Raw genomic sequence first — 21,486 nt, 5'->3', positions numbered from 1 at the left:
GTTCAGACGCCGACGGCGCCGAGGCGGGCCAGGGCGGCGCGCAGGCGGTCCTGGGTGCGCTCGCGGCCCAGCACCTCGATCGACTCGAACAGCGGCAGGCCCACCGTGCGGCCGGTCACGGCGACCCGCACCGGCGCCTGGGCCTTGCCCAGCTTGAGCCCGTGGGCCGCGCCGACCTCCTCCAGAGCCTCCTTCAGCGACTCTGGGTCCCAGCTCACCAGCTCCAGCCGCGCCAGGTAGCCGGAGATGATCTCCACCGGGGAGTTCTTCATCGCCTTGTCCCAGGACGCCTGGTCGAACACCGGCTCGTCGAGGAAGAGGAAGTCGACGTTCTGCCGGATCTCCGACAGCACCCCGATGCGGGTCTGGGCGAGCGGCGCGACCTTGCTGAACAGCTCGCGGTCCCAGCCGTCCTCCAGGTAGGGGGCACAGCGCTCCTCGAACGTCTCCAGCGGCAGCGCCCGGATGTACTCGCCGTTGAAGGCCCGCAGCTTCTTCTCGTCGAAGAACGCGCTGGAGGAGTTGACGTCCTCCAGCCGGAACAGCGGCACCATCTCCGACCACGGCATGATCTCGCGGTCCTCGCCGGGGCCCCAGCCGAGCAGCATGAGGTAGTTGACCATGGCCTCGGCGAGGTAGCCCTCGGCGCGGTAGTCCTCCAGGGCCACCTTGTCGCGGCGCTTGGACAGCTTCTTGCGCTGCTCGTTGACGATCACCGGCAGGTGCGCCCACACCGGCGGGTTGGCGCCCAGGGCCGGCCAGAGCAGCATCTGCTTGGCCGCGTTGCCCAGGTGCTCCTCGCCGCGTACGACGTGGGTGATGTTCTGGGTGATGTCGTCGACCGCGTTGGCCAGCACGTAGAGCGGCGAGCCGTCGGTGCGGGCGATGACGAAGTCCTCCTGGGCCTCGTTGGGGAACTCGACCTCGCCGCGGATGAGGTCGGACACGATGGTCACGCCCTCGTCGGGGGTGCGGAAGCGGACCGCGCCCTCGGTCAGGCCGCGCTCGCGGCAGTGGCCGTCGTAGCCGCGGTGCTCGGAGCCGGTGCGGGCGACCAGCGCCTCGCGGGTGCAGTCGCAGTAGTAGGCGCGGCCGTCGGCGAGCAGCTTGGCCACGGCCTCGCGGTGCTGCGGCTCGTACGCCGACTGGAAGTAGGGCCCTTCGAAGGCCGGGTTGGTGCCGTTGACACCGATCCAGTCGAGCGCCGAGATGATGCCCTCGGTCCACTCCGGGCGGTTGCGCGAGGCGTCGGTGTCCTCGATGCGCAGCACGAAGCGGCCGCCGGACTGCTCGGCCAGCGCCCAGTTGAACAGCGCCGTGCGGGCGCCGCCGACGTGGAACATGCCGGTGGGGGACGGGGCGAACCTGACCCGTACGTCAGTCACGGGAGACCACCTTGTTCGTGAGTGTGCCGATGCCTTCGATGCCGACGCTGACCTCGTCGCCGACCTGGAGCGGGCCGACGCCGGCCGGCGTGCCGGTCAGGATGACGTCGCCGGGGATGAGCGTCATGACCGCGCTGACGTAGGCGACCAGCGCGGGGATGTCGTGGATGAGCTGGGTGGTGCGGCCGCTCTGGCGCACCTCGCCGTTGACCGTGGTCGTGAGGGCCAGGTCGCTCGGGTCGAGGTCGGTCTGGATCCACGGCCCGAGCGGGCAGAAGGTGTCGAAGCTCTTGGCCCGGGTGAACTGCACGTCCTTCTTCTGCAGGTCGCGCGCGGTCACGTCGTTGGCGCAGGTGTAGCCGAAGATGACGTCCTTGACCCGCTCGACCGGGACCTCGCGGCACAGCCGGCCGATGACCACGGCCAGCTCGCCCTCGTAGTCGACGCGGTCGGACAGGTTGACCGGGTAGGCGATCTGCTCGCCGTGGCCGATCACCGAGGTGGACGGCTTCATGAAGATGAGCGGCTCCTCGGGCACCTCGTTGCCCATCTCCTGGGCGTGCTCGGCGTAGTTTCTGCCGATGGCGACGACCTTGCTCGGCAGCATCGGGGCCAGCAGCTTGACCTGGCTGAGCGGGTGGCGCTCGCCGGTGAACTGCACCTGGTTGAACGGGTGACCGGCGACGGTGGAGACGAACTCCTCGCCGGGACCGCCTTCGACCACGCCGAACGACACGCCTTCGCCTGTGGAGAACCTCGCTATACGCACCCGTCCAGGCTATCGCCGCCGCCGTGGGAGTCCGTTCACCTGCCCCGCGCGGGTCCCGTGCGACGGGTTAGCCTGGACCCCTGACCTGCGCAGGGGCGCTGACGAGAGGGGTTTCCCATGTCCGTCGTGAAGATCAACGTGCTGACCGTGCCGGCCGCGATGCGGGAGGAGCTCGAACGGCGGTTCGCCGGCCGGGCGGGGATGGTGGAGTCCGCGGACGGGTTCGAGTGGTTCGAGCTGCTGCGGCCGGTGGACGGGACCGAGCGCTACCTCGTCTACACGCGCTGGCGGAGCGAGGCGGACTTCGAGGCGTGGCAGCAGAGCCAGGAGTTCGCCCGCGGCCACGCACGCGCCGCCGGCGAGGCCGCCCAGCAAGCCGAGGGCGCTCAGGGTCACGGGCATGGGCACGGTCACGGCCAGGGTCCGGCCGCCAGCGGGTCCGAGTTGTGGACGTTCGAGGTGGTCGAGAGCGCCACTCCCAAGGCGTAGGGGGCGGTTAACGAATCGGGCACTCGGCTTGACCGGATGATCGCGCACGCGAAAGCATGTCCCGCCTCAAGCTTGTGTGTCCTGGTTCGTGCTGAAAGGAACTGGCGTGCGCCGCCTCGCGATCCCTCTTGCCCTCACGCTCGCGCTCGGCGGCCTGGCCGGGACACCGGCGCACGCGGCTCAGGACGGCAAGGTGGCGCGCACCGCGGCGTGCCAGGGCGACTGGCTGCCCGGCTCGCCGACCGCCGCGGACGTCATGGGCGGCGAGATCTCGCTGGTGGGGCTGCCGGCGTACAAACTGGGTGAGAAGGTCGACTGGGGGGCGAGCCCGTACAAGAACCGCTCGTGGGAGTTCGTCTTCCAGTCGCTGCGCTGGCTGGGCACGCTCGTCGTCGAGTACGAGAACACCGGCGAGCGGCGCTACCTCGACCGCGCGACGGAGCTCGCCAAGGACTGGGTGGCGCACAACAAGTACGGCGCCCGCGGCACGAAGCCCTACGTCTGGAAGGACCACCCGGTCTCGCTGCGCACGCAGCCGCTGCTGTGCCTGAGCGAGCACGTCAAGGACTCCTGGCTGAAGGACAGCCTGGCCGTGCACGCCAAGCTGCTCGCCGACCCGGCCCTGTACAAGAAGGGCCACAACCACGGCATCGACCAGGACATCGCGCTCATGGGCATCGGCTGCCGCTACGGCCGCAAGGACTGGTCCGACCTCGCGTCCAGGCGCCTGACCGGCACCGTCAAGCTGGACGTGGACGCCCAGGGCGCGCTGATGGAGCAGGCGCCCCGGTACGCCGTCTACGTCTACGGCCGCCTCCAGGTCGCGATGACGAACATGAAGTCCTGCGGCCGCAAGGTCCCCGGCGAGATCTCCACCCGCGCCGAGGCGCTGAAGGACTTCATCGCGCACGCCACCATGCCGAACGGTTACATGGCGCCGCTCGGCGACGGCAGCGCCGAGACCGAGCCGAAGATGGAGACCGGCACGCCGAAGCAGAAGGTCAAGGTCTACCGGGCGGGCTACGTGTTCGGCCGGACGGCCTTCGACAAGCAGGACTCGGCGTACTACTCGATCAGGTTCGGGCCGGGGATGAAGTTCCACGGCCACGAGGACCACCTGGGCGTCACCTACTACGCGCAGGGCCGCGACATCCTCGTGGACGCCGGCTTCCACTCCTACGAGAAGAGCGCCTACCGCTACTGGACGCTCTCCCCCGAGGCGCACAACGTGCCGACGGTGGTCGGGGCGAAGTTCCGGCCGCGCACCTCCTCGCGGCTGACGAAGTCCTCGCTCGGCGACGACCGGCAGGCGTTCCGGGTGACGGACGACGCCTATGGCGTGAGCCGTACGCGGTCGGTGCTGGTCAACCACGGCGAGGACCTGATGGCGGTGCTCGACACCGCCGGGGGCGGCAAGCAGGTGAGGAACCTGTGGCGGTTCGACCCGTCGCTCAAGGTCGTCTCGAACGGCGGCGGCAAGGTCGTGCTCGCCGACGGCAAGTTCAAGGTCACGCTGCTGCAGCTCTCGCCGTCGTGCGGGAAGGTGAGCGGGCAGCGGGTGGAGCGCGGCGGGAAGCTCGGCTGGGTGTCGCCGACCTACCTGTCGAGGCAGGCGACCACGGTGGTGGTCTCGCCTGCGGCGAAGTCCCTGCTGACGGTGGTCGTGCCGGGGACGGACGCGCCGAAGGTGTCGTGCTCCGGCGGTAAGGTGACGGTCGAAGGGGTCTCCTTCTCCGCCCGCCTGCTCTGACCTCTGGGGCCGCCTACCTGCCTCAGCAGTCGCGGCCGGCGCGCAGCAGGCCGTAGGTGACCGCCTGCTCCAGCGCCTGCCAGGAGGCGTCGATGATGTTCTCGGCGACGCCGACCGTGGCCCACTCGCCGGTGTCGTCGCTGCTGGTGATGAGCACGCGGGTGACCGCGTCGGTGCCGTGGGTGTCCTCGAGGATGCGGACCTTGAAGTCGACCAGCTCCACCTTGGCCAGCTCGGGGTAGAGCTGCTCCAGGGCCAGCCGGACGGCCTTGTCGAGGGCGTTGACGGGGCCGTTGCCCTCGCCGGTCGCCACGATGCGCTCGCCCTTGGCGTGCACCTTGACGGTGGCCTCGCTGACCAGCTCGCCGCCCTTGGTGCGCTCGACGATGACCCGCCAGGACTCCACCTCGAAGTGGCGCTTGCGCTCGCCGTTGACGGTGTCGCGCAGCAGCAGCTCGAAGGAGGCGTCGGCGGCCTCGAAGGTGAAGCCCCGCGACTCCAGCTCCTTCACCCGCTCGACCAGCGCCTTGGTGTGCTCGCCCGTCAGCTCGTAGCCCAGCTCGCGGCCCTTGAGCTCGACGGAGGCGCGGCCGGCCATGTCGGAGACCAGCATGCGCATGTCGTTGCCGACGGCGGCGGGGTCGATGTGCTGGTAGAGGTTGGGGTCGACCTTGATGGCGCTGGCGTGCAGGCCCGCCTTGTGCGCGAAGGCGGACATGCCGACGTAGGGGGCGTGCGAGTTGGGGGTGACGTTGGTCACCTCGGTGATGGCGTGCGCGATGCGCGTCATGTCGGCGAGCGCGGCCTGCGGCACCAGGTCGAAGCCGCGCTTGAGCTGCAGGTTGGCGACGACGGTGAAGAGGTTGGCGTTGCCCGAGCGCTCGCCGTAGCCGTTGGCGCAGCCCTGCACGTGGGTGGCGCCGGCGCGGACCGCGGCGAGGGTGTTGGCGACCGCGCAGCCGGTGTCGTCGTGGCAGTGGATGCCGACCCTGGCCCCGGCCTGTACGGCCTCGTGGACGATGTCGGCCAGCTCGTCGGGGAGCATGCCGCCGTTGGTGTCGCACAGCGCGACGACGTCGGCGCCGGCCTCGGCGGCCGTGCGCAGCACCTCCAGCGCGTACGCCGGGTTGGACTTGTAGCCGTCGAAGAAGTGCTCGGCGTCGAGGAAGACCCGCTGGCCCTCCGCACGCAGGTGGGAGACCGTGTCGCGGATCATCGCGAGGTTCTCCTCCAGCGTGGTGCGGAGGGCCAGTTCGACATGCCGGTCGTGGCTCTTGGCGACAAGGGTCACGACCGGCGCGCCGGATTCGCGCAATGCGGCCACCAGTGGGTCGTCGGCGGCCTTCACCCCGGCCCGGCGGGTCGCGCCGAACGCGGTGAGCTGCGCGTGCTTCAGGTCGAGCTCGGTCCGAGCACGCCTGAAGAACTCGGTGTCCTTGGGATTGGCTCCGGGCCAGCCGCCCTCGATGAAGCCGACGCCCAGTCCGTCCAGGTGACGCGCGACGGCGAGTTTGTCGGCGACGGTCAGGTTGAGCCCTTCCTGCTGCGCGCCGTCACGCAGTGTCGTGTCATACACGTGGAACCGGTCATCGGCCATTGAGCTTCTTCCTTCTGGAGATCCCTGGAAAACAAAAAGACCCCTCACGGACGTGAGAGGTCTGCGCGCTGGCGGTGTCCCTGTGTCAGCCAGCGCGCCTGCCGATAATGAGCAGACCGTAGAACATGGTGCTCATCAGTCTGCCATACGTTTCCACCATTCGGCACAAGGATCTCACTGCTCGGACGCCTACACGGTGACGCCGACGCCGCCCGTGATGGCACGCTCCAGAGCCTGTGGGTCGAACGCCTCGCCGCCCAGCAGCTTGCCGTCCAGCAGCAGCGTGGGCGTGCCCTCCAGCCGGACCTTCGCGGTCTCGGTCAGGTGCGACTCGGCGTACGACTGGTCGCGTACGCAGCTGTCCACCTGCGCGCCCGCCTTCCTGGCCGCCTGGACCAGCTCCTCGACGGTGAAGCCCGAGGCCACGCCGTGCGGGGCGGGCTGGATGGCGTACAGCTCGTCGCGGAAGGCCAGCCAGCTCGACTCGGGGACGCAGCGCGCGGCCGCGGCGGCGCGGATGGAGTTGGAGCGCATGGGCTCGTCGCGGAAGATCGTCACGGCGTGGAAGACGACCTTGACCTTGCCCTCCCGGGCCAGCCGCTGGATGGTCGGATCCACCTTGGCGTGCATGTCCTTGCAGACCGGGCAGTCAAAATCTTCGTAAACGTCCAGGACGGGGGCGTCGCCGCCGCGGTCCGCCAGCACCATGGACCCGTCGAGCTGACGGGTCAGCCGCACCTCGGCCGAGCTCTCGCCCGGCTCGGAAAAGGCCAGCACACCGAGCGCCGCGATCGCCGCGCACGCGACCACGACCGCCACCAACCGCTTCATACATTCGCCCACTCTCAGCTTGTCGATCGCGCAGACCCTACCGGAACGGAAACAATGGCCGTATGAAGGCACACCTCCTGACCCCGGCCGTGGCGCGTTACGTGTACGAGCACTCGACCAAGCCCGACCCCCTGCTGGAGCGACTGGCCCAGGAGACCATGGAGGTCACCGGCGACAGCGCGGGGATGCAGATCTCCCCCGACCAGGGCACGTTCCTCACGATGATCACCCAGGTCATGGCCCCCCAGGTGGCCGTGGAGGTGGGCACGTTCACCGGCTACTCGTCGATCTGCATCGCCCGGGGCCTGCGCGGCGGCCGGCTGCACTGCTTCGACGTGAGCGAGGAGTGGACCTCGATCGCGCGCCGCTACTGGGCGGAGGCCGGGGTGGCCGACCGGGTGACGCTCACCCTGGGCCCGGCGCTCGACACCCTCGCCGGCTTCGACCAGACCGTCGACCTGGCCTTCGTGGACGCCGACAAGGGCAACTACCCCGGCTACTACGAGCTGCTGATCGAGCGCATGCGGCCGGGCGGGCTGCTCATCGCCGACAACACGCTGCGCCGCGGGCACGTGGCCGACCCGTCCCACGACGAGCCGACCACGGTGGAGATCCGCCAGTTCAACGACCTGGTGATCGAGGACCCGCGGGTGAGCGTGCTCATGCTGCCGGTCGCCGACGGCATGACGCTGATCACCAAGCACTGAGACGGGCGCGGGTCCCCGGGGTCAGGCGATCTTGTGGACCCAGCCGTGCGCGTCGGGGCGGGCTCCGTACTGGATGCCGACCAGTTCCTCGCGCACCCGCATCGTCACCGGGCCGGGCGTGCCGTCGGCGACCGTCCAGGCCCGGTCGGCGCCCTTGACCGAGCCGACCGGGGTCACCACGGCGGCCGTGCCGCAGGCGAAGACCTCGGTCAGGTCGCCCGACTCGCACGCCGACTGCCACTCGTCGACCGAGACGAGCCGCTCCTCGGTCTCCAGGCCGAGGTCGCCGGCCAGCTCCAGGATCGACTCGCGGGTGATGCCGGGGAGCAGGGTGCCGGTCAGGGCGGGCGTGACGAGCTTGTTGCCGAAGACGAAGAACAGGTTCATCCCGCCCATCTCCTCGACGTACTCGTGGGACTGGGCGTCCAGCCACACGACCTGGTCGCAGCCGTTCTCGACGGCCTGGCGCTGGGCGACGAAGGCGGCGGCGTAGTTGCCGCCGCACTTGGCGAAGCCGGTGCCGCCGGGGGCGGCCCGGGTGTACTCGGTGGACAGCCACACCGAGACGGGCTTGACGCCACCGCTGAAGTACGAAGCCGCCGGCGAGGCGATGACCATGTACGTGTAGGTCCTGGACGGGTAGTTGACCCCGAGCCCGGCCTGCGTGGCGATCATGAAGGGCCGCAGGTAGAGGCTGTGCCCCTCGGTGGTCGGCACCCACTCCTCGTCGGTGCGGACGAGAAGTTCGAGCGACTCGACGAACGTCTCCTCGGGCAGCTCGGGCATGGCCATGCGGGCGGCCGAGCGGTTGAAGCGGGCGGCGTTGGCGTACGGGCGGAACATCACGATGGAGCCGTTGGCCTGCCGGTACGCCTTCAGGCCCTCGAACAGCTCCTGCGCGTAGTGGAAGACCGCGGTGGCCGGGTCGAGCGAGAGCGGCCCGTACGGCGTCAGCCGGGCGTCGTGCCAGCCGCGGCCCTCGGTGTAGTCGATCGTGATCATGTGGTCGGTGAAGGACTGCCCGAAACCGGGGTTCGTCAGTACCTGCTCCCGCTCGGCCGCGGTGCGAGCGTGGTCGGATAGCTGCACGTCGAAGCTGAGCTTCTGAGCGATGGTCATGACGCTGGTCCTTCTCTCTGCGATTTCGCGAAAATCTACCGAATCCTGAGGGTCCGTGGACCCGCTACGGCGCGGCAGCCCTGCCCGAAGGCAGCTAGTACTTCCTATTGTCTCGCCATATGGGATGACAAGCTGTCGTTGGGCGATTCGGCCGCTTGGACAGCAAAAAGCGCCTGGCGATCCAGGTGCGGACCGCCAGGCGCGTGGGGAGGCTAGGCGGCCCTAGCTGGATACTCGCGCGGTGATGTCGTCGCCGATCTGCGAGGTGGTGCGGCCGGTCCAGCCGGTCAGCCGCTCGACGATGTCGTCGGCGACCGCCTGCTCGACCTTGGCCGCCTCGGCGCTCAGACCGAGGTGGTCGAGGAGCATGGCGACCGACAGGATGGTGGCGGTCGGGTCGGCCTTGCCCTGGCCCGCGATGTCGGGGGCGCTGCCGTGCACCGGCTCGAACATGCTGGGCGCCGTGCGCTCGGGGTTGATGTTGCCGCTCGCGGCCAGGCCGATGCCGCCCGCGATGGCCGCGCCGAGGTCGGTGATGATGTCGCCGAACAGGTTGTCGGTGACGACGACGTCGAAGCGCCCCGGCTGGGTCACGAAGAACATCGACGCCGCGTCGATGTGGCAGTAGTCGGTGGTGACCTCGGGGTATTCCTCGGCCACCCGGTTGACCGTGCGCTGCCACAGGTCGCCGGCGAAGGTGAGGACGTTGGTCTTGTGGACCAGCGTCAGCTTCTTGCGCGGGCGGCTCTGGGCCTTGTCGAAGGCGTAGCGGACGACGCGCTCGACGCCGTAGGCGGTGTTGAGCGACTCCTGGGTGGCGATCTCGTGCGGCGTGCCGCGCCGCATGGCGCCGCCGGTGCCCGCGTAGAGGCCCTCGGTGCCCTCGCGGACCACGATCATGTCGATGTCCTCGGCCGCGGTGTCGGCCAGCGGGGTCTCGACGCCGGGGAAGAGCTTGACCGGGCGCAGGTTGACGTAGTGGTCGAACTCGAAGCGCAGCCGCAGCAGCAGGTCGCGCTCCAGGATGCCCGGGGGAACGCTGGGGTCGCCCACCGCGCCGAGCAGGATCGCGTCGTAGCCGCGCAGCTCCTGCAGCACCGAGTCGGGCAGCGTCTCGCCGGTGCGGTGGTATCGCGCCGCGCCCAGGTCGTAGTGCGTGGGCTCGATCTTCGTGCCGACGGCTTCGAGGACCTTGAGCCCTTCGGTGACGACCTCGGTGCCGATGCCATCGCCGGGGATGACGGCCAAGCGGATGTTACGCGACTCCATGCCGGTACCTTACCGGCTCGTCTCGCCTGACGAACACTCGGTCTCATTTTTCGGACTGTTTCCCAGAAGTCCGATTTGTGAAGGTTTGCGATCTTTTGACTGATTCGTTAGCGTCCGTGCCCTGCCTAATCCACGCGGCGGTTCGCGTGGAGCCGGGGACCCACTTTCCCCCTGGGGCGAATCGGCACGCGCCGTAGGGCTGCTTCCAAGCCCGAGCCCGTCAGCTAACCCGGTCGGCCGTATGGAAGGACAGTCCCCTGTCTCGCATCGCCATTCTCGTGGCGGCGGGCGCGACCGGCCTCGCCGTGCTCGCCTCCCCTGCCCAGGCATCCACCCCCAGCCAGACCAAGCCCGACCAGACCAAAACCGCACAGACCAACCCTGACCGCGTGCCCAAGGCCGAAACCCTCGACCAGCGCGCACTCACCACCACGCTCACCGGTCCGGAACTCAAGAAGATCCGGGACAGGCAGAGCAGGCCCGCCTGGAAGATCGCGCTGAACTTCGCCCTGAAAAAACAGGGCATCCCGTACCTATGGGGCGGGACCGGCCCAGGCGGATACGACTGCTCGGGGCTCATGCTCCGGGCGTACCAGAAGGCGGGGATCCAGTTGCCCCGCGTCACCAATGACCAGTACGCGGCGTTCGACAAAAAGGTCTCCTGGGACCACCTCAAGCCCGGTGACCTGGCCTTCTTCAGCAACCTCGGCCACGTCGGGATGATCTCCCGGCCCGGCTACATGGTGCACGCGCCCCGCACCGGGGACGTCATCAAGGAGGAGAAGCTGTCGAGCTGGCGCAGGAGCGCCTTCGTCGGCGCCGTACGGCCCGACCGCAAGGGCGTGCGGGAGTGGGCGAAGCAGCAGAAGGAGCCTGCACCGCCCATGCCCGTCGCGTCGGTGCTCTGACCGGCGTCTCCGATGCGAGCCGGGGCCCTACCGGCCGGACTCCTGCGGGGCGCCGCCGTTGTCGCGGCGGTCCAGCGCGGTCTGCAGGGCCTCGGCGGCCTCGTCCTTGTGGTCTTCGGCACGGTTATAGGCGTACATCTCGTACATGATCGTCAACTCGTTTCGCGAGGAGGCGTTACTGACGGGAGGGACTTACCGGCCGACGCGACGCCGTTCACCGCGGCGAGTCGCCGACCTGCCCTAACAGGCCTCGCCGCGGCAGGTAATGAGTACGAGCACCTGGCGCATGTACTTCCACGTTAACCGAGGAATCTCGTTGGATGTCCTAGCATCCCGCATGCTGAGACAACGAAAGGCCGCCGCCCGGTCCGGGCGGCGGCCTTTCGCGCGAGGCGGGGAGTGTCAGTCCTCCAGGTCCACCGAACGGCCGCTCTCGGCGCCGATCTCGGCCACGATCTGGTCGACGATGTCGGCCGGGATCGCCGAGTCGACGGTCAGCGCGATGAGCGCCTTGCCGCCCTTGACGTCGCGGGCCACCTGCATGGAGGCGATGTTGACGCCGTGCTCGCCGAGCAGGCGGCCGACCACGCCCACGATGCCGGGACGGTCGGCGTAGGTGAAGAACGCGAGGTGCGCCGTCGGCTCGATCTCCATCTCGTAGCCGTTGACCTCGACGATCTTGGTGATCTGGCGGGGCCCGGACAGCGTGCCTGACACCGAGACCTGGCGGCCGTCGGCCAGCACGCCGCGGACGGTCACCACGTTGCGCCAGTCGGGGCTCTCGGAGCTCGTGATCAGCTCGACGGCGACGCCGCGGTCCTTGGCCAGCAGCGGCGCGTTGACGTAGGTGACCTGCTCCTCGATCACGTCGGCGAAGACGCCCTTGAGCGCGGCCAGCTCGATGACCCGCACGTCCTGGGAGGCGATCTCGCCGCGCACCTCGACGTCGAGCTTGGTGGCGACCTCGCCGGCCAGCGCGGTGAACACCCGGCCCAGCTTCTCGGCCAGCGGCAGGCCCGGCTTGACGTCCTCGGCGACGGCGCCGCCCTGGACGTTGACCGCGTCCGGCACGAACTCGCCCGCGAGCGCCAGCTTCACGCTCCGCGCGACCTGGGTGCCGGCCTTCTCCTGGGCCTCGTGGGTGGAGGCGCCGAGGTGCGGGGTGACGACGACCTGGTCGAGCTCGAACAGCGGGCTGTCGGTGCAGGGCTCCTTGGCGAAGACGTCGAGGCCGGCGCCGGCGACGCGGCCCTCCTTGATCGCGGAGTAGAGCGCGGCCTCGTCCACGATGCCGCCGCGGGCGACGTTGACGATGCGCACGCTCGGCTTGACCTTGTGCAGCGCCTCGTCGCCGATGAGCCCGAGGGTCTCCTTGGTCTTCGGCAGGTGCACGGTGATGAAGTCGGCCTGCTTGAACACCTCGTCGAGGCTCACCAGCTTGACGCCGAGCTGCGCGGCGCGGGCCGGCGGCAGGTAGGGGTCGTAGGCGATGATCTCGACGCCGAACGGCTGCAGCCGCTGCGCCACGAGCTGGCCGATCTTGCCGAAGCCGAGGATGCCGACGACCTTCTCGTCCAGCTCGACGCCGGTGTACTTGGACCGCTTCCACTCCCCGTTCTTCAGCGCGGCGTGCGCCTGGGCGGTGTTGCGCGCGCTGGCCAGGATGAGGGCGACGGTCTGCTCGGCGGCGCTGGTGATGTTGGAGGTCGGCGCGTTGACGACCATGACACCGGCCTTGGTGGCCGCCTCGACGTCGACGTTGTCGAGCCCGACGCCCGCCCGGGCGACCACGCGCAGCTTGGGCGCCGCGGCGATGGCCTCGGCGTCGACCTGCGTCGCGGAGCGCACGATGAGGGCGTCCACGTCGGCGAGGGCGGGCAGGAGCTGGGAACGGTCGGCGCCGTCGGTGTGGCGGACCTCGAAATCGGCGCCGAGAACGGCGAGGCCGGCCTCGGACAGCTCCTCAGCGACCAGTACGACGGGCTTGTTCACAGGTGGATCCTTAGGGGCTTCCGGCGAGTCATGAGGGGGACACGTCCACGGATCCCCCGGCGGTCTTACCGAGTCTAACCGCCGCTTGTGAACGCATTCACGAAGGACCCACCATGTGAGACGGGCGGCGGCTACCCGGTAGAGGAGAAAGTCACCCATCCCGGGGCCATCTTCGTCTTGATCGGGAGATTTATTCGCCATTAGCCTGATAAGCCGTGGCCGACTACCTATGGTTCGTCATATGAGCATCGGGAATCCTGCGCTTGCCGACGTTCTCGCCCAGCATGGCACGCCCCACCGGCTGCTGGGCGCTCTCGCCGACGGTGGCGTCCTGGTGGCAGTGCGCCCTGACCGTTCGGTCGTCCTCGGGACGACCCAGGCCGGGGACCGCGTGTTGCTGGGCTACACCAGCGCGACCACCTACGCCCGGCACCGTGGCAGCCATTCCCTGTCGGCGTGCGACGCCGACACCATCCTGGACATCCAGCGCGTCACGGGCGTGCGGGAGATCGTGATCGACGCGGCCGGACCAGCCGCCGCGGCCGTGCCCATCGACGATCTCCAGCGCTTCCTCACCACGACGCGGACCGGGCCCACGCCCGTCCTGTCGGGGGCGGCGCCCGCCGCCTACGCGACGGGCGCGATGGCCACCGTGTCGCGGGGTGCCGCGCTGGCCCAGGTCGCCCCGCCGGCTCCGCAGGCGCCGTCGTTCCCGTGGGTGCCCGCGCCCAGGCCGCATCTGTCGGGCCCGATGCAGCAGGTGGATCCCGGCTACCGCCGGTGCGCCCATCCCATCCTGCCCGCCCTGCGGCAGGCGATCGCGCAGTTGCTCGTGGACTTCCCGCTCGTGCACCACGTGTGGATCTCCGAGGCGAGCACCGCGTCCGGGGCCACCGGGATCATGCTGCACGTCAAGGTCCACATGTCGGCCGCCGAGGACGTCGTACGCGACCTGCACCGCCTGGTGCGGGCCCGGCTGCCGCAGTTCGCGGCCAGCGGGGCGCCGATCCTCATGGCCCGGGTGGCCGACGCGCGCAGCGAGCAGCGGATGATCGAGATCGGCGCGCACGTGGTGTGCGCCGACGTGCACGACTGACCGGCGGCGGCGGGTTCTCCCCCGCCGCCGGTCGAATGGGGTCTCCCCAAACAAGCCGTTGCTCGGCTCTAATGTGGGGATGATCACACCGGTCGCGGCCACGGTTCCCCGGGGCGTGCGCCTCGGCTACGGGGTCGGCTCCTTCTGCACGGCCACGGTCAACGCCGTGCCCGGACTGCTGCTGCTCTACTACATGACCAACTTCCTGGCCGTGCCCGCGTGGCTGGCCGGCGTGGTGGTCACCGCGCCCAAGATCTGGGACCTCGTCATCAACCCGCTGGTCGGGCGCTGGTCCGACCGGACCGTCTCGCGCTGGGGGCCGCGCCGGCCCTGGCTGCTCGCCGGGGCCTGCACGCTGCCGGTCGCGTTCTTCCTGGTCTTCGCCGGGCCGCCGCTGACGGGGGTGCCCGCCGCCGCCTACGTCGCGGTGTGCTTCCTCGCCACGGCGACGGCGTACGCGCTGTTCGAGGTGCCGTACAAGGCCATGCCCGGCGAGATGACGCACGACTACCACGAGCGCACCTCGCTGCTGCAGTGGCGCATGGTCTTCATCGGCGTGGCCACCGCGATCAGCGGCGTGCTCGCCCCCGCCATCGCCACCGGCGAGGGCGAGCACGGGACGCTGGGCAGCTACCGGACGATGGCGCTCACCATCGCGGTCATCCTGCTGCTCGCCATGCTCGGCTCCTTCTTCGGCACCGCCCGCGCCCCCATGACCGGCGCGCCGGAGGCCGACCGGGGCAACTGGCGCGAGCAGCTCGCCGCGATCAGGGGCAACCGGCCGTTCCTCTGGCTGACCGTGCTGGCCTGCACGCAGATGCTGGCGGTGAGCATGATGCTGGCCGCCGCGCCGTACTTCGCCACGTACACGATCGGCGATCCCAAGGCCACGCAGACGCTCTTCGCCGCGCTCGTGGGCCCGATCCTGCTGACCATGCCGCTGTGGGTGCGCCTCGCCAGGCGCTTCGACAAGCGCGGGGCGATGGTGCTGGCGGCCTCGCTGTTCGCGGCGGGGACGGCGGCGGCCATGGCCACGCCGCTGTTCGGGTCGTTGTGGGCGCACGTGACGATCCTGTTCGTCGGCGTCGGGTACGCCGGGCTGCAGCTGCTGCAGTTCTCCATGCTGGCCGACGTCATCGCCGTGGACGCCGCCGAGACCGGCAAGCGCCGCGCGGGCGTGCTCACCGGGCTCTGGACGGCCATCGAGAACGGGGTCAGCTCGTTCGGCGCGCTGATCTTCGGTGTCATCCTGTCGCTCGGCGGCTTCGTCGAGTCCCAGCCGGACACTCCCGTGCAGCAGCCGGACAGCGCCGTGACGGCCGTGCTGATCGGGCAGACCGCCATCCCCGCGCTGATCATCTTCGCGTCGGTGCTGGTGACGCTGAAGTACCGGCTCACGCCTCCCGTGGCGCCGCCCGCGGACGCCTGAACCCAGCGTGGCACCCGATTCGGCGTATTCTGGACACGAGCCGAGGTTGAGGCCGATACTCGCTACATGAGCTCGACCCATCCACCCTTCCGCGCCTCCGACGGGGAACGCGACCGTGCGATCGACGAGCTCAAGGTCCGCGCGGTGGAGGGCCGCATCTCCCACGACACCTTCGTCGGCCGGGTCGACCAGGCGCTGCGCGCCCGCAGTCAGCACGAGCTCGACGAGCTGGTGGCCGACCTGCCGCGGCGGCCCACGTTACGGCAGCGGCTGACCGACGCGGTGTCGTCGGTGTCGGAGTTCACCACCAAGCTGCAGTCCGCCTGGCGGCGGCCCCGGCTGCCCCGGCTCGCGCTGCCCGACGACGAACGGGTGCGTTACGTCGTGGGACGGGGCTCGGCCTGCGACCTCGTGCTGTCCGACCTGACCGTCTCCCGGGTCCACGCCGAGCTGCGGCGCGACGACGAAGGCCGGTGGGTGCTGGTCGACCTCGGGTCGCTGAACGGCACCCGGCTCAACGGCTGGCGGCTCGTGGGGCCGGCGCGGGTGACGCCGGGCGACGAGGTCTCCTTCGGCGACTGCGGCTTCCTGCTGACGTCCGGCGCGCCGACCGGCTGACCGGCTGAGCGGGCCACCGGCTGAGCGGCTGAGCGGGCCACCGGCTGAGCGGCTGAGCGGGCCACCGGCTGAGCGGCTGAGCGGGCCACCGGCTGAGCGCCGACCGAGCCTGATCGATAAATACGGAATTTTGCGGATTACAGGCTGTCTGCGCTGATCCATGCTCTCAGGCGATCCCTCAGTCTTCTTGGAGACCCCATGCGGCGCACCTCAGCCTCCCTCGTCGCGGGCGCGCTCGTCGCGTCCCTCGCGTGGGCGTCCAGCCCGTCCTCACCCGCCGTCGCCCTGGACCCCTCGGCCGGCGTGGCCGACCTCACCCAGGACCTCAACCAGATACTCAGCGACTCCCGGCTCACCATCGCCCGCGCGGGCGTCGTGGTGAAGAGCGCCTCCACCGGCGAGGAGCTGTACGCCACCGACGCCGGCAAGCAGCTCATTCCGGCGTCCAACACCAAGCTGTTCACCTCGGCCGCCGCGGCCGAAACGCTCGGCCTCGACTACCGCTTCCCGACCACCGTGCTCGGCACGGGCCGCAAGGCGGGCTCGGTCCTCGCCGGCGACCTCGTGCTGCGCGGCACCGGCGACCCGACCATGCTGGCCGAGGACTACGACGCCCTCGCCGCCGAGGTCGCCGCGGCCGGCGTCAAGGTCGTCACCGGCCGCCTCGTGGCCGACGACACCTGGTTCGACTCCCAGCGGCTCGGCAACGACTGGGCCTGGGACGACGAGACCGCCTACTACGCGGCCCCGATCTCCGCGCTGACCGCCTCGCCCGACCGCGACTACGACGCCGGATCGGTGATCGTCTCCGTGGCCGCCGACGGCGGCAAGGTCAAGGTCTCCACGATGCCCGAGACCGACTACCTGAAGATCGTCAACAAGGCCACGGCGGGCGCCGAGACCGACGTGCTCATCGAGCGCCAGCACGGCACCCGTACGGTCGTCATCACCGGCACGGTGGCGGACCCGTACCAGGAGTGGGTGGCGGTGGACGACCCGACCGCCTACGTCTCCACGCTGTTCCGGGCGTCGCTCGCCAAGCACGGCGTGAAGGTGCTCGGCGCGACCGCGACGGGGGCCGCGCCCGACGGGGCCAAGGAGCTGGCCCGGCACGAGTCGATGACGCTGGGCGAGCTGCTGGTGCCCTTCATGAAGCTGAGCAACAACATCCACGCCGAGATCCTCACCAAGGCCATGGGCCGCAAGGTCGCCGGCCAGGGCACGTGGGCGGCCGGTCTCAAGGTCGCCACCGACTTCGCCAAGGCGAACGGCGTGCAGGTCATCAACATGCGGGACGGCTCCGGGCTGTCGCGCCGCGACGGGTTCTCGCCCGGCTCGATCGTCCAGCTCCTGACCGCCGTACGGGGCAAGCCGTGGTTCGACACCTGGTACGCGGCCCTGCCCATCGCCGGCAACGCCGACCGCTTCGTGGGCGGCACCCTGCGCAGCCGGATGCGGGGCACCCCCGCCGCGGGCAACGTGCACGCGAAGACCGGCTCCCTGACCGGCGTGACGTCGCTGTCGGGCTACGTCACCAGCGCCGACGGCGAGCCGCTGGTCTTCTCGATCATGCTGAACCAGTACCTGTCGGGCTCGCCGAAGGACATCGAGGACAAGATCGCGGTACGGCTCGCGCAGTTCACCCGCGCCGCCGCCGTCGACGCCCCGGCCCAGCTCCGCTCGGCGGCCGAGGGGCAGGCGGGCGACCTGGAGTGCTCGTGGCTGAAGCCCGTCCAGTGCTGATCCCCTGACGCCCAGGGGGCCACTCGGGTTTACCTGGAGCTCCAGATATCGGCCAACTTTTCAGGACATGGCCGACATCCGAGAACCAGAATCCCTTCCCAGGACAGCCCACCGAGGACCACGGGAGCGCCCGGGCCTTCACCGGCCTCACCCTTGAGCCGGTTACCCACCGCACGCCCACGGCGCTCCCCTCCCTGCGGGCTCGGCCGCGCCTCCCCCCGCACACAGGACCGCGGCCGGGCCCGCCCACCGGACACAGCGAAGGGGCCCATCCTCAGGATGGGCCCCTGCTTACGACTCGTACGGGCGTCAGCTGAGCGCCTGGCCCAGGAGGCCGTTCAGGAGGTCCAGGTCGAGGAGGTCACGGTCGTCGCCGAAGTTGTTGAACTGGCCGCTCTCCCACTCATAACTGGGGCCATGGCCGGGGCCGTAGCCGCCGGGGCCATAGCCACTGGTTGCCGCCAGCGCGGAGCCGCCGAACACAACCATCCCGCCGACGAGGCCGGCAAGGACAAGTCCTGCTCTGTACATTTCGTATCTCCTCTGATACCTATCCACTACTCTCCGTAGCTGCCGGGAGGAGATCTGCCCTACGGCCTCTTCCACCAAACGCCAGCGATCTTACCCTTGACCAGGGCAAACCCCTGAGCCGAGCGAAGCGATGCCGGGCCCTGCCGTCCTTGACGAGACCATGCGCGCTACGGAGAGACATCAGGCCCTTCACTGACCCGCGCCTAGGGGAGGGTCAGGACCACCGGCCCGTCGGCCGTCACGGCCACCGTGTGCTCCACGTGAACGCTGCGGCTGCCGTCCCCCGAGCACACCGACCAGCCGTCCTCGGCCATGTAGTAGTCGTCGCCGCCGCCCGCCATCAGGCTCGGCTCGATCGCGATCACCAGCCCCGGGCGCAGCCGCAGCCCCCGCCCCGCGCGGGCCTCGTTCGGCACGAACGGCGTCTCGTGCATGGCCCGGCCGATGCCGTGACCGGCGAAGTCGTTCTGCATGCCGTAGCCGGCGCCGCGCCCGACGATGGACATCGCGTGGCCGATGTCACCCATCCGGCCGCCGGGCACGGCAGCCCGGATGCCTGCGGCCAGCGTCTCCTCGGCGACCTGGATGAGCTTGAGGTCCTCGGCGCGCGGCGTGCCGACGGTGAAGCTCACGGTGCCGTCGGCGTGCCAGCCGTCCACGATCGCGCCGCAGTCCACGCTGATGAGGTCGCCGTCGCGCAGCCGGTAGGCCGTCGGCAGCCCGTGCAGCATGGTCCCGTTGACCGAGGTGCAGATGACCCCCGGGTACGGCGTGGCGCCGAACGACGGGTGGTAGCCCAGGAACGACGCCCCGGCCCCGGCCTCCTCGATGACGGTCCGCGCCACCTCGTCGAGCCGCCTGAGCGTCACACCCACGGCGGCCTGGTCGCGGACCGCCGCGTGCACGGCGGCCACCACCCGTCCCGCCTCACGCATCGCGTCGATCTCTCCGGCGCTCTTCAGCTCGATCACGGCCCCTCCTCGTCGTTCACCGGTCGGCGTGCCGATAACTATACCGGTATTTTTATCGACGGGAGACCGAGGGGCGCCGTCAGTCGAGGCCGCGGCGGCCCGGCGTCCAGAACGGCTTCGTACGCACGTCCCTGCGGCTCCAGCCGCGCTCGTCCACCAGATGGGCGCGGACCGCCTGGATCGTGCGGGCCTCTCCTGCCAGGTAGGCGAAGCCCGGCTCGTCCGGCAGGTCCAGCGCCCGTACGGCGTCGACCAGGACCTGCGAGCCGGCCGCCGAGGCCCCCTCACGGCACACCCGGGCCAGCTCCCGCGGCAGGTCCAGGTGGTCGCCGGGCCGCTCGGCCTCCACGGCGCCGTACGCGGCCGCCTCCGGCGGCAGGGCCCGCAGCATCGCCCCGAACGCCACCGACGCCGTCTCCTCCCCCGCGAACAGGTGGTAGCGGGCGTCCTCGCGCAGCACGAAGCCGCCCTCGGGGCGCATGAAGACGACCTCCTGGCCGGGCGCGGCGGCACGCACCCAGACGGCGCCAGGGGCGTCGCCGCCGTGGTCGAGCCCGATCAGGTCCAGGGCCTCCCAGCTCGGGTCGTACCACCACACCGAGTACGTCCGCAGCGCCCCGCCCACCAGGCCGCCGCCGTCGCCGATGAGCACGCGTACGTGCTGGCCCGGCACGTACGGGAGCGCGGCCAGGCCCTCGCCGCCGATCCTGATCCGGCGCATGCGCGGGGCCACCTCCTCGACCTCCAGGATCTCGCCCTCCGCGAACCTGCGGCCGAGCAGCCGCCGGGCCACGCTCTTCCTGGTCGCGGTCATCGCCCCCTCCTCGGGTCCAGCTCCTCGACGCGCCGGCGGGCCTCCACGAAGATCTGCTGGATGCGCTCGACCACCTGCGGATCGCCGTGGGTGTGGGCCAGCGCCTTGACCGCGGCCTTCACCAGGCGCAGGGCGGGGGCGACGATCTCGGCGGCCTGGGGGTCGCGGAACATGCCCCACTCGCCCCTGCTGGCCGCCCGGCCCCACAGCCGCTCGATCTCGTCGGCCTGCTCCTCGACGGCTCGGCGGCCGTCGTCGGTGACGTGGTGGACTTTGCGGCCCTCGTCCTGCTCGACGCGGACCAGGCCCTCGTCCTCCAGCAGCTGGAGCGTGGGGTAGATGGAGCCGGCGCTCGGCTCGTAGGTGCCGTTGAAGCGGTCGGACAGGCGGCTCATGACGTCGTAGCCGTGGCCGGGCCGCTCGGCGATCAGCGCGAGCACGGCGAGGCGCAGCTCGCCGGGTCCGAAGAAGCGCCCGGTGGGTCCGTACCCGCCGGAAGCGCGGCGCGCGTTCATCATCATGAGTCGGATGCTATATCGAACGATATAGCGTCGTACAGAGAACGCCGGAGACGACGGGCTTCAGCGCTCCAGGTCCGGCTCCGGCAGCCACACCTCCGGGTCGAGCCGCGCGGGCGGCGCGCATCCGCGCAGCTGCCGCAGCATCGCCCGCAGCAGGGGGCGTGGGTTGCGCCGATGCCAGACCACCGACCAGGGCATGAGCGGCGTCGGCTGGACGATCGGGATCCGGCGCAGCCCGCTGCCCGTCACGTCGATGGCGGCCTCCCCCAGCCCCACCGCCGCCTTCTCCGCCAGGAACTGCTCCACCAGGTGCCACACGCCGATGGCGGGCGCGTTGAACCGCAGCGGCACGCCGAGCCGCGCGGCCAGCCGCTCCAGGTAGTCCCGCCACTCGGCCGCCCCCGCCGGGTCGGGCATCGCGATGCCGGCCTCCCGCAGATCAGCCGGGCGCAGCACGCTCAGGCCCGCCAGCCGGTGGTCCTCGGGCACGAACGCGTGCAGCGGCTCCAGGTGCACCAGCCGGTACGCCAGCTCCTCCGGCCACGGCCCCGGCGTCCCGTGCACCCGTCCGAACGCCGCGTCGATCTCCTGCCGCCGCAGCGCGGGCAGCGCCATCGAGAGCCCCTGGCGCATGCTCAGCTCGATGCGTACGCGCGGGTCGCGCTCGCTCGCCCCGCGCACCAGCCGCAGCGGCGTGAACCGCTCGTCGTAGACGTCCACCCGCAGCGGCTCGTCCTCGCCGCGCACGGAGCGCACCGCCCGGTCGAACGCGGCGACCGCCTCGATCGCCTCCGGCAGCAGCCGCCGCCCCGCCTCGCTCAGCTCCACCGCCCGCGTCGTACGCCGGAACAGCGGCACCGCCAGCGCGTCCTCCAGCCGGCGGATCCGCTTCGACAACGCCTGCTCACCAGCGGTTGTCAATGCGCGGGAACCGTTGTTGGACGCCG

20 protein-coding genes and 1 riboswitch are annotated in these 21,486 nt (G+C 70.5%); of the genes, 8 read left to right on the top strand and 12 right to left on the bottom strand.

Translation table 11 applies throughout. The features are described 5' to 3' along the window. Positions 1-2 precede the first annotated feature (2 nt). Both gltX and SMD20_RS38025 read right to left on the bottom strand, forming a co-directional pair. The gene (gltX, locus tag SMD20_RS38030) at positions 3-1,343 is read right to left on the bottom strand and encodes a glutamate--tRNA ligase (RefSeq protein WP_442942625.1); all 1,341 of its coding nucleotides are present in this window, start codon (positions 1,341-1,343) and stop codon (positions 3-5) included. 34 nt (positions 1,344-1,377) lie between these two features. Further along, positions 1,378-2,154: a fumarylacetoacetate hydrolase family protein gene (locus SMD20_RS38025; protein ID WP_329590548.1), complete on the bottom strand. Its 777-nt coding sequence runs from the start codon at positions 2,152-2,154 to the stop codon at positions 1,378-1,380. Positions 2,155-2,271: 117 nt separating this feature from the next. On the opposite strand from SMD20_RS38025, the gene SMD20_RS38020 reads away from it, so the two are divergent. Together SMD20_RS38020 and SMD20_RS38015 are read left to right on the top strand one after the other, a co-directional pair. Next, complete coding sequence (locus SMD20_RS38020) at positions 2,272-2,643, top strand: antibiotic biosynthesis monooxygenase family protein (protein WP_329590546.1); 372 nt, start codon at positions 2,272-2,274, stop codon at positions 2,641-2,643. A 106-nt stretch (positions 2,644-2,749) separates the two neighbouring features. Beyond that, positions 2,750-4,393, top strand: coding sequence for a heparinase II/III domain-containing protein (locus SMD20_RS38015; RefSeq protein WP_329590544.1), 1,644 nt, complete (start codon positions 2,750-2,752; stop codon positions 4,391-4,393). A 22-nt stretch (positions 4,394-4,415) separates the two neighbouring features. On the opposite strand, the gene cimA is transcribed toward SMD20_RS38015, so the two are convergent. Continuing rightward, on the bottom strand, positions 4,416-5,990 hold the full coding sequence (cimA, locus tag SMD20_RS38010) for a citramalate synthase (RefSeq protein WP_329590542.1): 1,575 nt from the start codon (positions 5,988-5,990) through the stop codon (positions 4,416-4,418). Between the two features lie 189 nt (positions 5,991-6,179). Next, a complete protein-coding gene (locus SMD20_RS38005) occupies positions 6,180-6,821 on the bottom strand; it encodes a DsbA family protein (protein WP_329590541.1) in 642 nt (213 codons plus the stop codon). 62 nt (positions 6,822-6,883) lie between these two features. On the opposite strand from SMD20_RS38005, the gene SMD20_RS38000 reads away from it, so the two are divergent. Further along, the gene (locus tag SMD20_RS38000; RefSeq protein WP_329590539.1) at positions 6,884-7,528 is read left to right on the top strand and encodes an O-methyltransferase; all 645 of its coding nucleotides are present in this window, start codon (positions 6,884-6,886) and stop codon (positions 7,526-7,528) included. A gap of 21 nt (positions 7,529-7,549) precedes the next feature. Here SMD20_RS38000 and SMD20_RS37995 read toward each other — a convergent pair whose 3' ends face one another. Both SMD20_RS37995 and SMD20_RS37990 read right to left on the bottom strand, forming a co-directional pair. Then, positions 7,550-8,647 carry a branched-chain amino acid aminotransferase gene (locus SMD20_RS37995; protein WP_329590537.1) on the bottom strand — a complete coding sequence of 366 codons (1,098 nt, stop codon included), beginning with the start codon at positions 8,645-8,647 and terminating at the stop codon, positions 7,550-7,552. Positions 8,648-8,869: 222 nt separating this feature from the next. After that, complete coding sequence (locus SMD20_RS37990) at positions 8,870-9,916, bottom strand: 3-isopropylmalate dehydrogenase (protein ID WP_329590535.1); 1,047 nt, start codon at positions 9,914-9,916, stop codon at positions 8,870-8,872. Positions 9,917-10,028: 112 nt separating this feature from the next. Further along, positions 10,029-10,170: riboswitch (cyclic di-AMP (ydaO/yuaA leader) on the top strand. A gap of 24 nt (positions 10,171-10,194) precedes the next feature. Between SMD20_RS37990 and SMD20_RS37985 the strand changes: the two genes are divergently transcribed. Beyond that, complete coding sequence (locus tag SMD20_RS37985) at positions 10,195-10,824, top strand: C40 family peptidase (RefSeq protein ID WP_329590533.1); 630 nt, start codon at positions 10,195-10,197, stop codon at positions 10,822-10,824. A 402-nt stretch (positions 10,825-11,226) separates the two neighbouring features. Here SMD20_RS37985 and serA read toward each other — a convergent pair whose 3' ends face one another. Beyond that, positions 11,227-12,816, bottom strand: a complete 1,590-nt coding sequence (gene serA / locus SMD20_RS37980; RefSeq protein WP_329590531.1) for a phosphoglycerate dehydrogenase — start codon at positions 12,814-12,816, stop codon at positions 11,227-11,229. 241 nt (positions 12,817-13,057) lie between these two features. Here serA and SMD20_RS37975 point away from each other — a divergent pair, with 241 nt between their 5' ends. The 4 genes from SMD20_RS37975 to dacB all read left to right on the top strand — a co-directional run bounded on the left by SMD20_RS37975 (position 13,058) and on the right by dacB (position 17,702). Beyond that, positions 13,058-13,912, top strand: coding sequence for a hypothetical protein (locus tag SMD20_RS37975; RefSeq protein ID WP_329590529.1), 855 nt, complete (start codon positions 13,058-13,060; stop codon positions 13,910-13,912). Positions 13,913-13,991: 79 nt separating this feature from the next. Beyond that, positions 13,992-15,341 (top strand): MFS transporter, encoded by a 1,350-nt coding sequence (locus tag SMD20_RS37970; RefSeq protein WP_329590527.1) that lies wholly within the window; start codon positions 13,992-13,994, stop codon positions 15,339-15,341. A 66-nt stretch (positions 15,342-15,407) separates the two neighbouring features. After that, positions 15,408-15,959, top strand: coding sequence for a DUF1707 and FHA domain-containing protein (locus SMD20_RS37965; protein ID WP_329590525.1), 552 nt, complete (start codon positions 15,408-15,410; stop codon positions 15,957-15,959). 198 nt (positions 15,960-16,157) lie between these two features. Continuing rightward, positions 16,158-17,702, top strand: a complete 1,545-nt coding sequence (gene dacB, locus SMD20_RS37960; protein WP_329590523.1) for a D-alanyl-D-alanine carboxypeptidase/D-alanyl-D-alanine endopeptidase — start codon at positions 16,158-16,160, stop codon at positions 17,700-17,702. A gap of 309 nt (positions 17,703-18,011) precedes the next feature. On the opposite strand, the gene SMD20_RS37955 is transcribed toward dacB, so the two are convergent. From SMD20_RS37955 to SMD20_RS37935, 5 genes are all read right to left on the bottom strand, one after another. Beyond that, positions 18,012-18,233: a hypothetical protein gene (locus SMD20_RS37955; RefSeq protein ID WP_329590521.1), complete on the bottom strand. Its 222-nt coding sequence runs from the start codon at positions 18,231-18,233 to the stop codon at positions 18,012-18,014. A 203-nt stretch (positions 18,234-18,436) separates the two neighbouring features. Beyond that, positions 18,437-19,204, bottom strand: coding sequence for a type I methionyl aminopeptidase (gene map, locus SMD20_RS37950; protein WP_329590518.1), 768 nt, complete (start codon positions 19,202-19,204; stop codon positions 18,437-18,439). A 79-nt stretch (positions 19,205-19,283) separates the two neighbouring features. Further along, the gene (locus tag SMD20_RS37945) at positions 19,284-20,018 is read right to left on the bottom strand and encodes a siderophore-interacting protein (RefSeq protein WP_329590516.1); all 735 of its coding nucleotides are present in this window, start codon (positions 20,016-20,018) and stop codon (positions 19,284-19,286) included. Continuing rightward, a complete protein-coding gene (locus SMD20_RS37940; RefSeq protein ID WP_329590514.1) occupies positions 20,015-20,539 on the bottom strand; it encodes a PadR family transcriptional regulator in 525 nt (174 codons plus the stop codon). Before SMD20_RS37940 ends, SMD20_RS37945 begins: the two co-directional genes overlap by 4 nt. A 60-nt stretch (positions 20,540-20,599) precedes the next feature. Further along, positions 20,600-21,436, bottom strand: coding sequence for a LysR family transcriptional regulator (locus tag SMD20_RS37935; RefSeq protein ID WP_329590512.1), 837 nt, complete (start codon positions 21,434-21,436; stop codon positions 20,600-20,602). Positions 21,437-21,486 lie beyond the last annotated feature (50 nt).

It is taken from the genome of Nonomuraea sp. LP-02, assembly GCF_036289125.1.
Taxonomy (GTDB): domain Bacteria; phylum Actinomycetota; class Actinomycetes; order Streptosporangiales; family Streptosporangiaceae; genus Nonomuraea; species Nonomuraea bangladeshensis.
This window is presented reverse-complemented; position numbering and strand designations above follow the sequence as displayed.

What these genes read in the sequence shown, in the direction of transcription:
- gltX (WP_442942625.1), bottom strand. Translation starts at nt 1,343, where the DNA reads ATGTTCCACGTCGGCGGCGCCCGCACGGCGCTGTTCAACTGGGCGCTG.
- SMD20_RS38020 (WP_329590546.1), top strand. Translation starts at nt 2,272, where the DNA reads ATGTCCGTCGTGAAGATCAACGTGCTGACCGTGCCGGCCGCGATGCGG.
- cimA (WP_329590542.1), bottom strand. Translation starts at nt 5,990, where the DNA reads ATGGCCGATGACCGGTTCCACGTGTATGACACGACACTGCGTGACGGC.
- SMD20_RS38005 (WP_329590541.1), bottom strand. Translation starts at nt 6,821, where the DNA reads ATGAAGCGGTTGGTGGCGGTCGTGGTCGCGTGCGCGGCGATCGCGGCG.
- SMD20_RS38000 (WP_329590539.1), top strand. Translation starts at nt 6,884, where the DNA reads ATGAAGGCACACCTCCTGACCCCGGCCGTGGCGCGTTACGTGTACGAG.
- SMD20_RS37995 (WP_329590537.1), bottom strand. Translation starts at nt 8,647, where the DNA reads ATGACCATCGCTCAGAAGCTCAGCTTCGACGTGCAGCTATCCGACCAC.
- SMD20_RS37990 (WP_329590535.1), bottom strand. Translation starts at nt 9,916, where the DNA reads ATGGAGTCGCGTAACATCCGCTTGGCCGTCATCCCCGGCGATGGCATC.
- SMD20_RS37975 (WP_329590529.1), top strand. Translation starts at nt 13,058, where the DNA reads ATGAGCATCGGGAATCCTGCGCTTGCCGACGTTCTCGCCCAGCATGGC.
- SMD20_RS37970 (WP_329590527.1), top strand. Translation starts at nt 13,992, where the DNA reads ATGATCACACCGGTCGCGGCCACGGTTCCCCGGGGCGTGCGCCTCGGC.
- SMD20_RS37965 (WP_329590525.1), top strand. Translation starts at nt 15,408, where the DNA reads ATGAGCTCGACCCATCCACCCTTCCGCGCCTCCGACGGGGAACGCGAC.
- dacB (WP_329590523.1), top strand. Translation starts at nt 16,158, where the DNA reads ATGCGGCGCACCTCAGCCTCCCTCGTCGCGGGCGCGCTCGTCGCGTCC.
- SMD20_RS37955 (WP_329590521.1), bottom strand. Translation starts at nt 18,233, where the DNA reads ATGTACAGAGCAGGACTTGTCCTTGCCGGCCTCGTCGGCGGGATGGTT.
- SMD20_RS37945 (WP_329590516.1), bottom strand. Translation starts at nt 20,018, where the DNA reads ATGACCGCGACCAGGAAGAGCGTGGCCCGGCGGCTGCTCGGCCGCAGG.
- SMD20_RS37940 (WP_329590514.1), bottom strand. Translation starts at nt 20,539, where the DNA reads ATGATGATGAACGCGCGCCGCGCTTCCGGCGGGTACGGACCCACCGGG.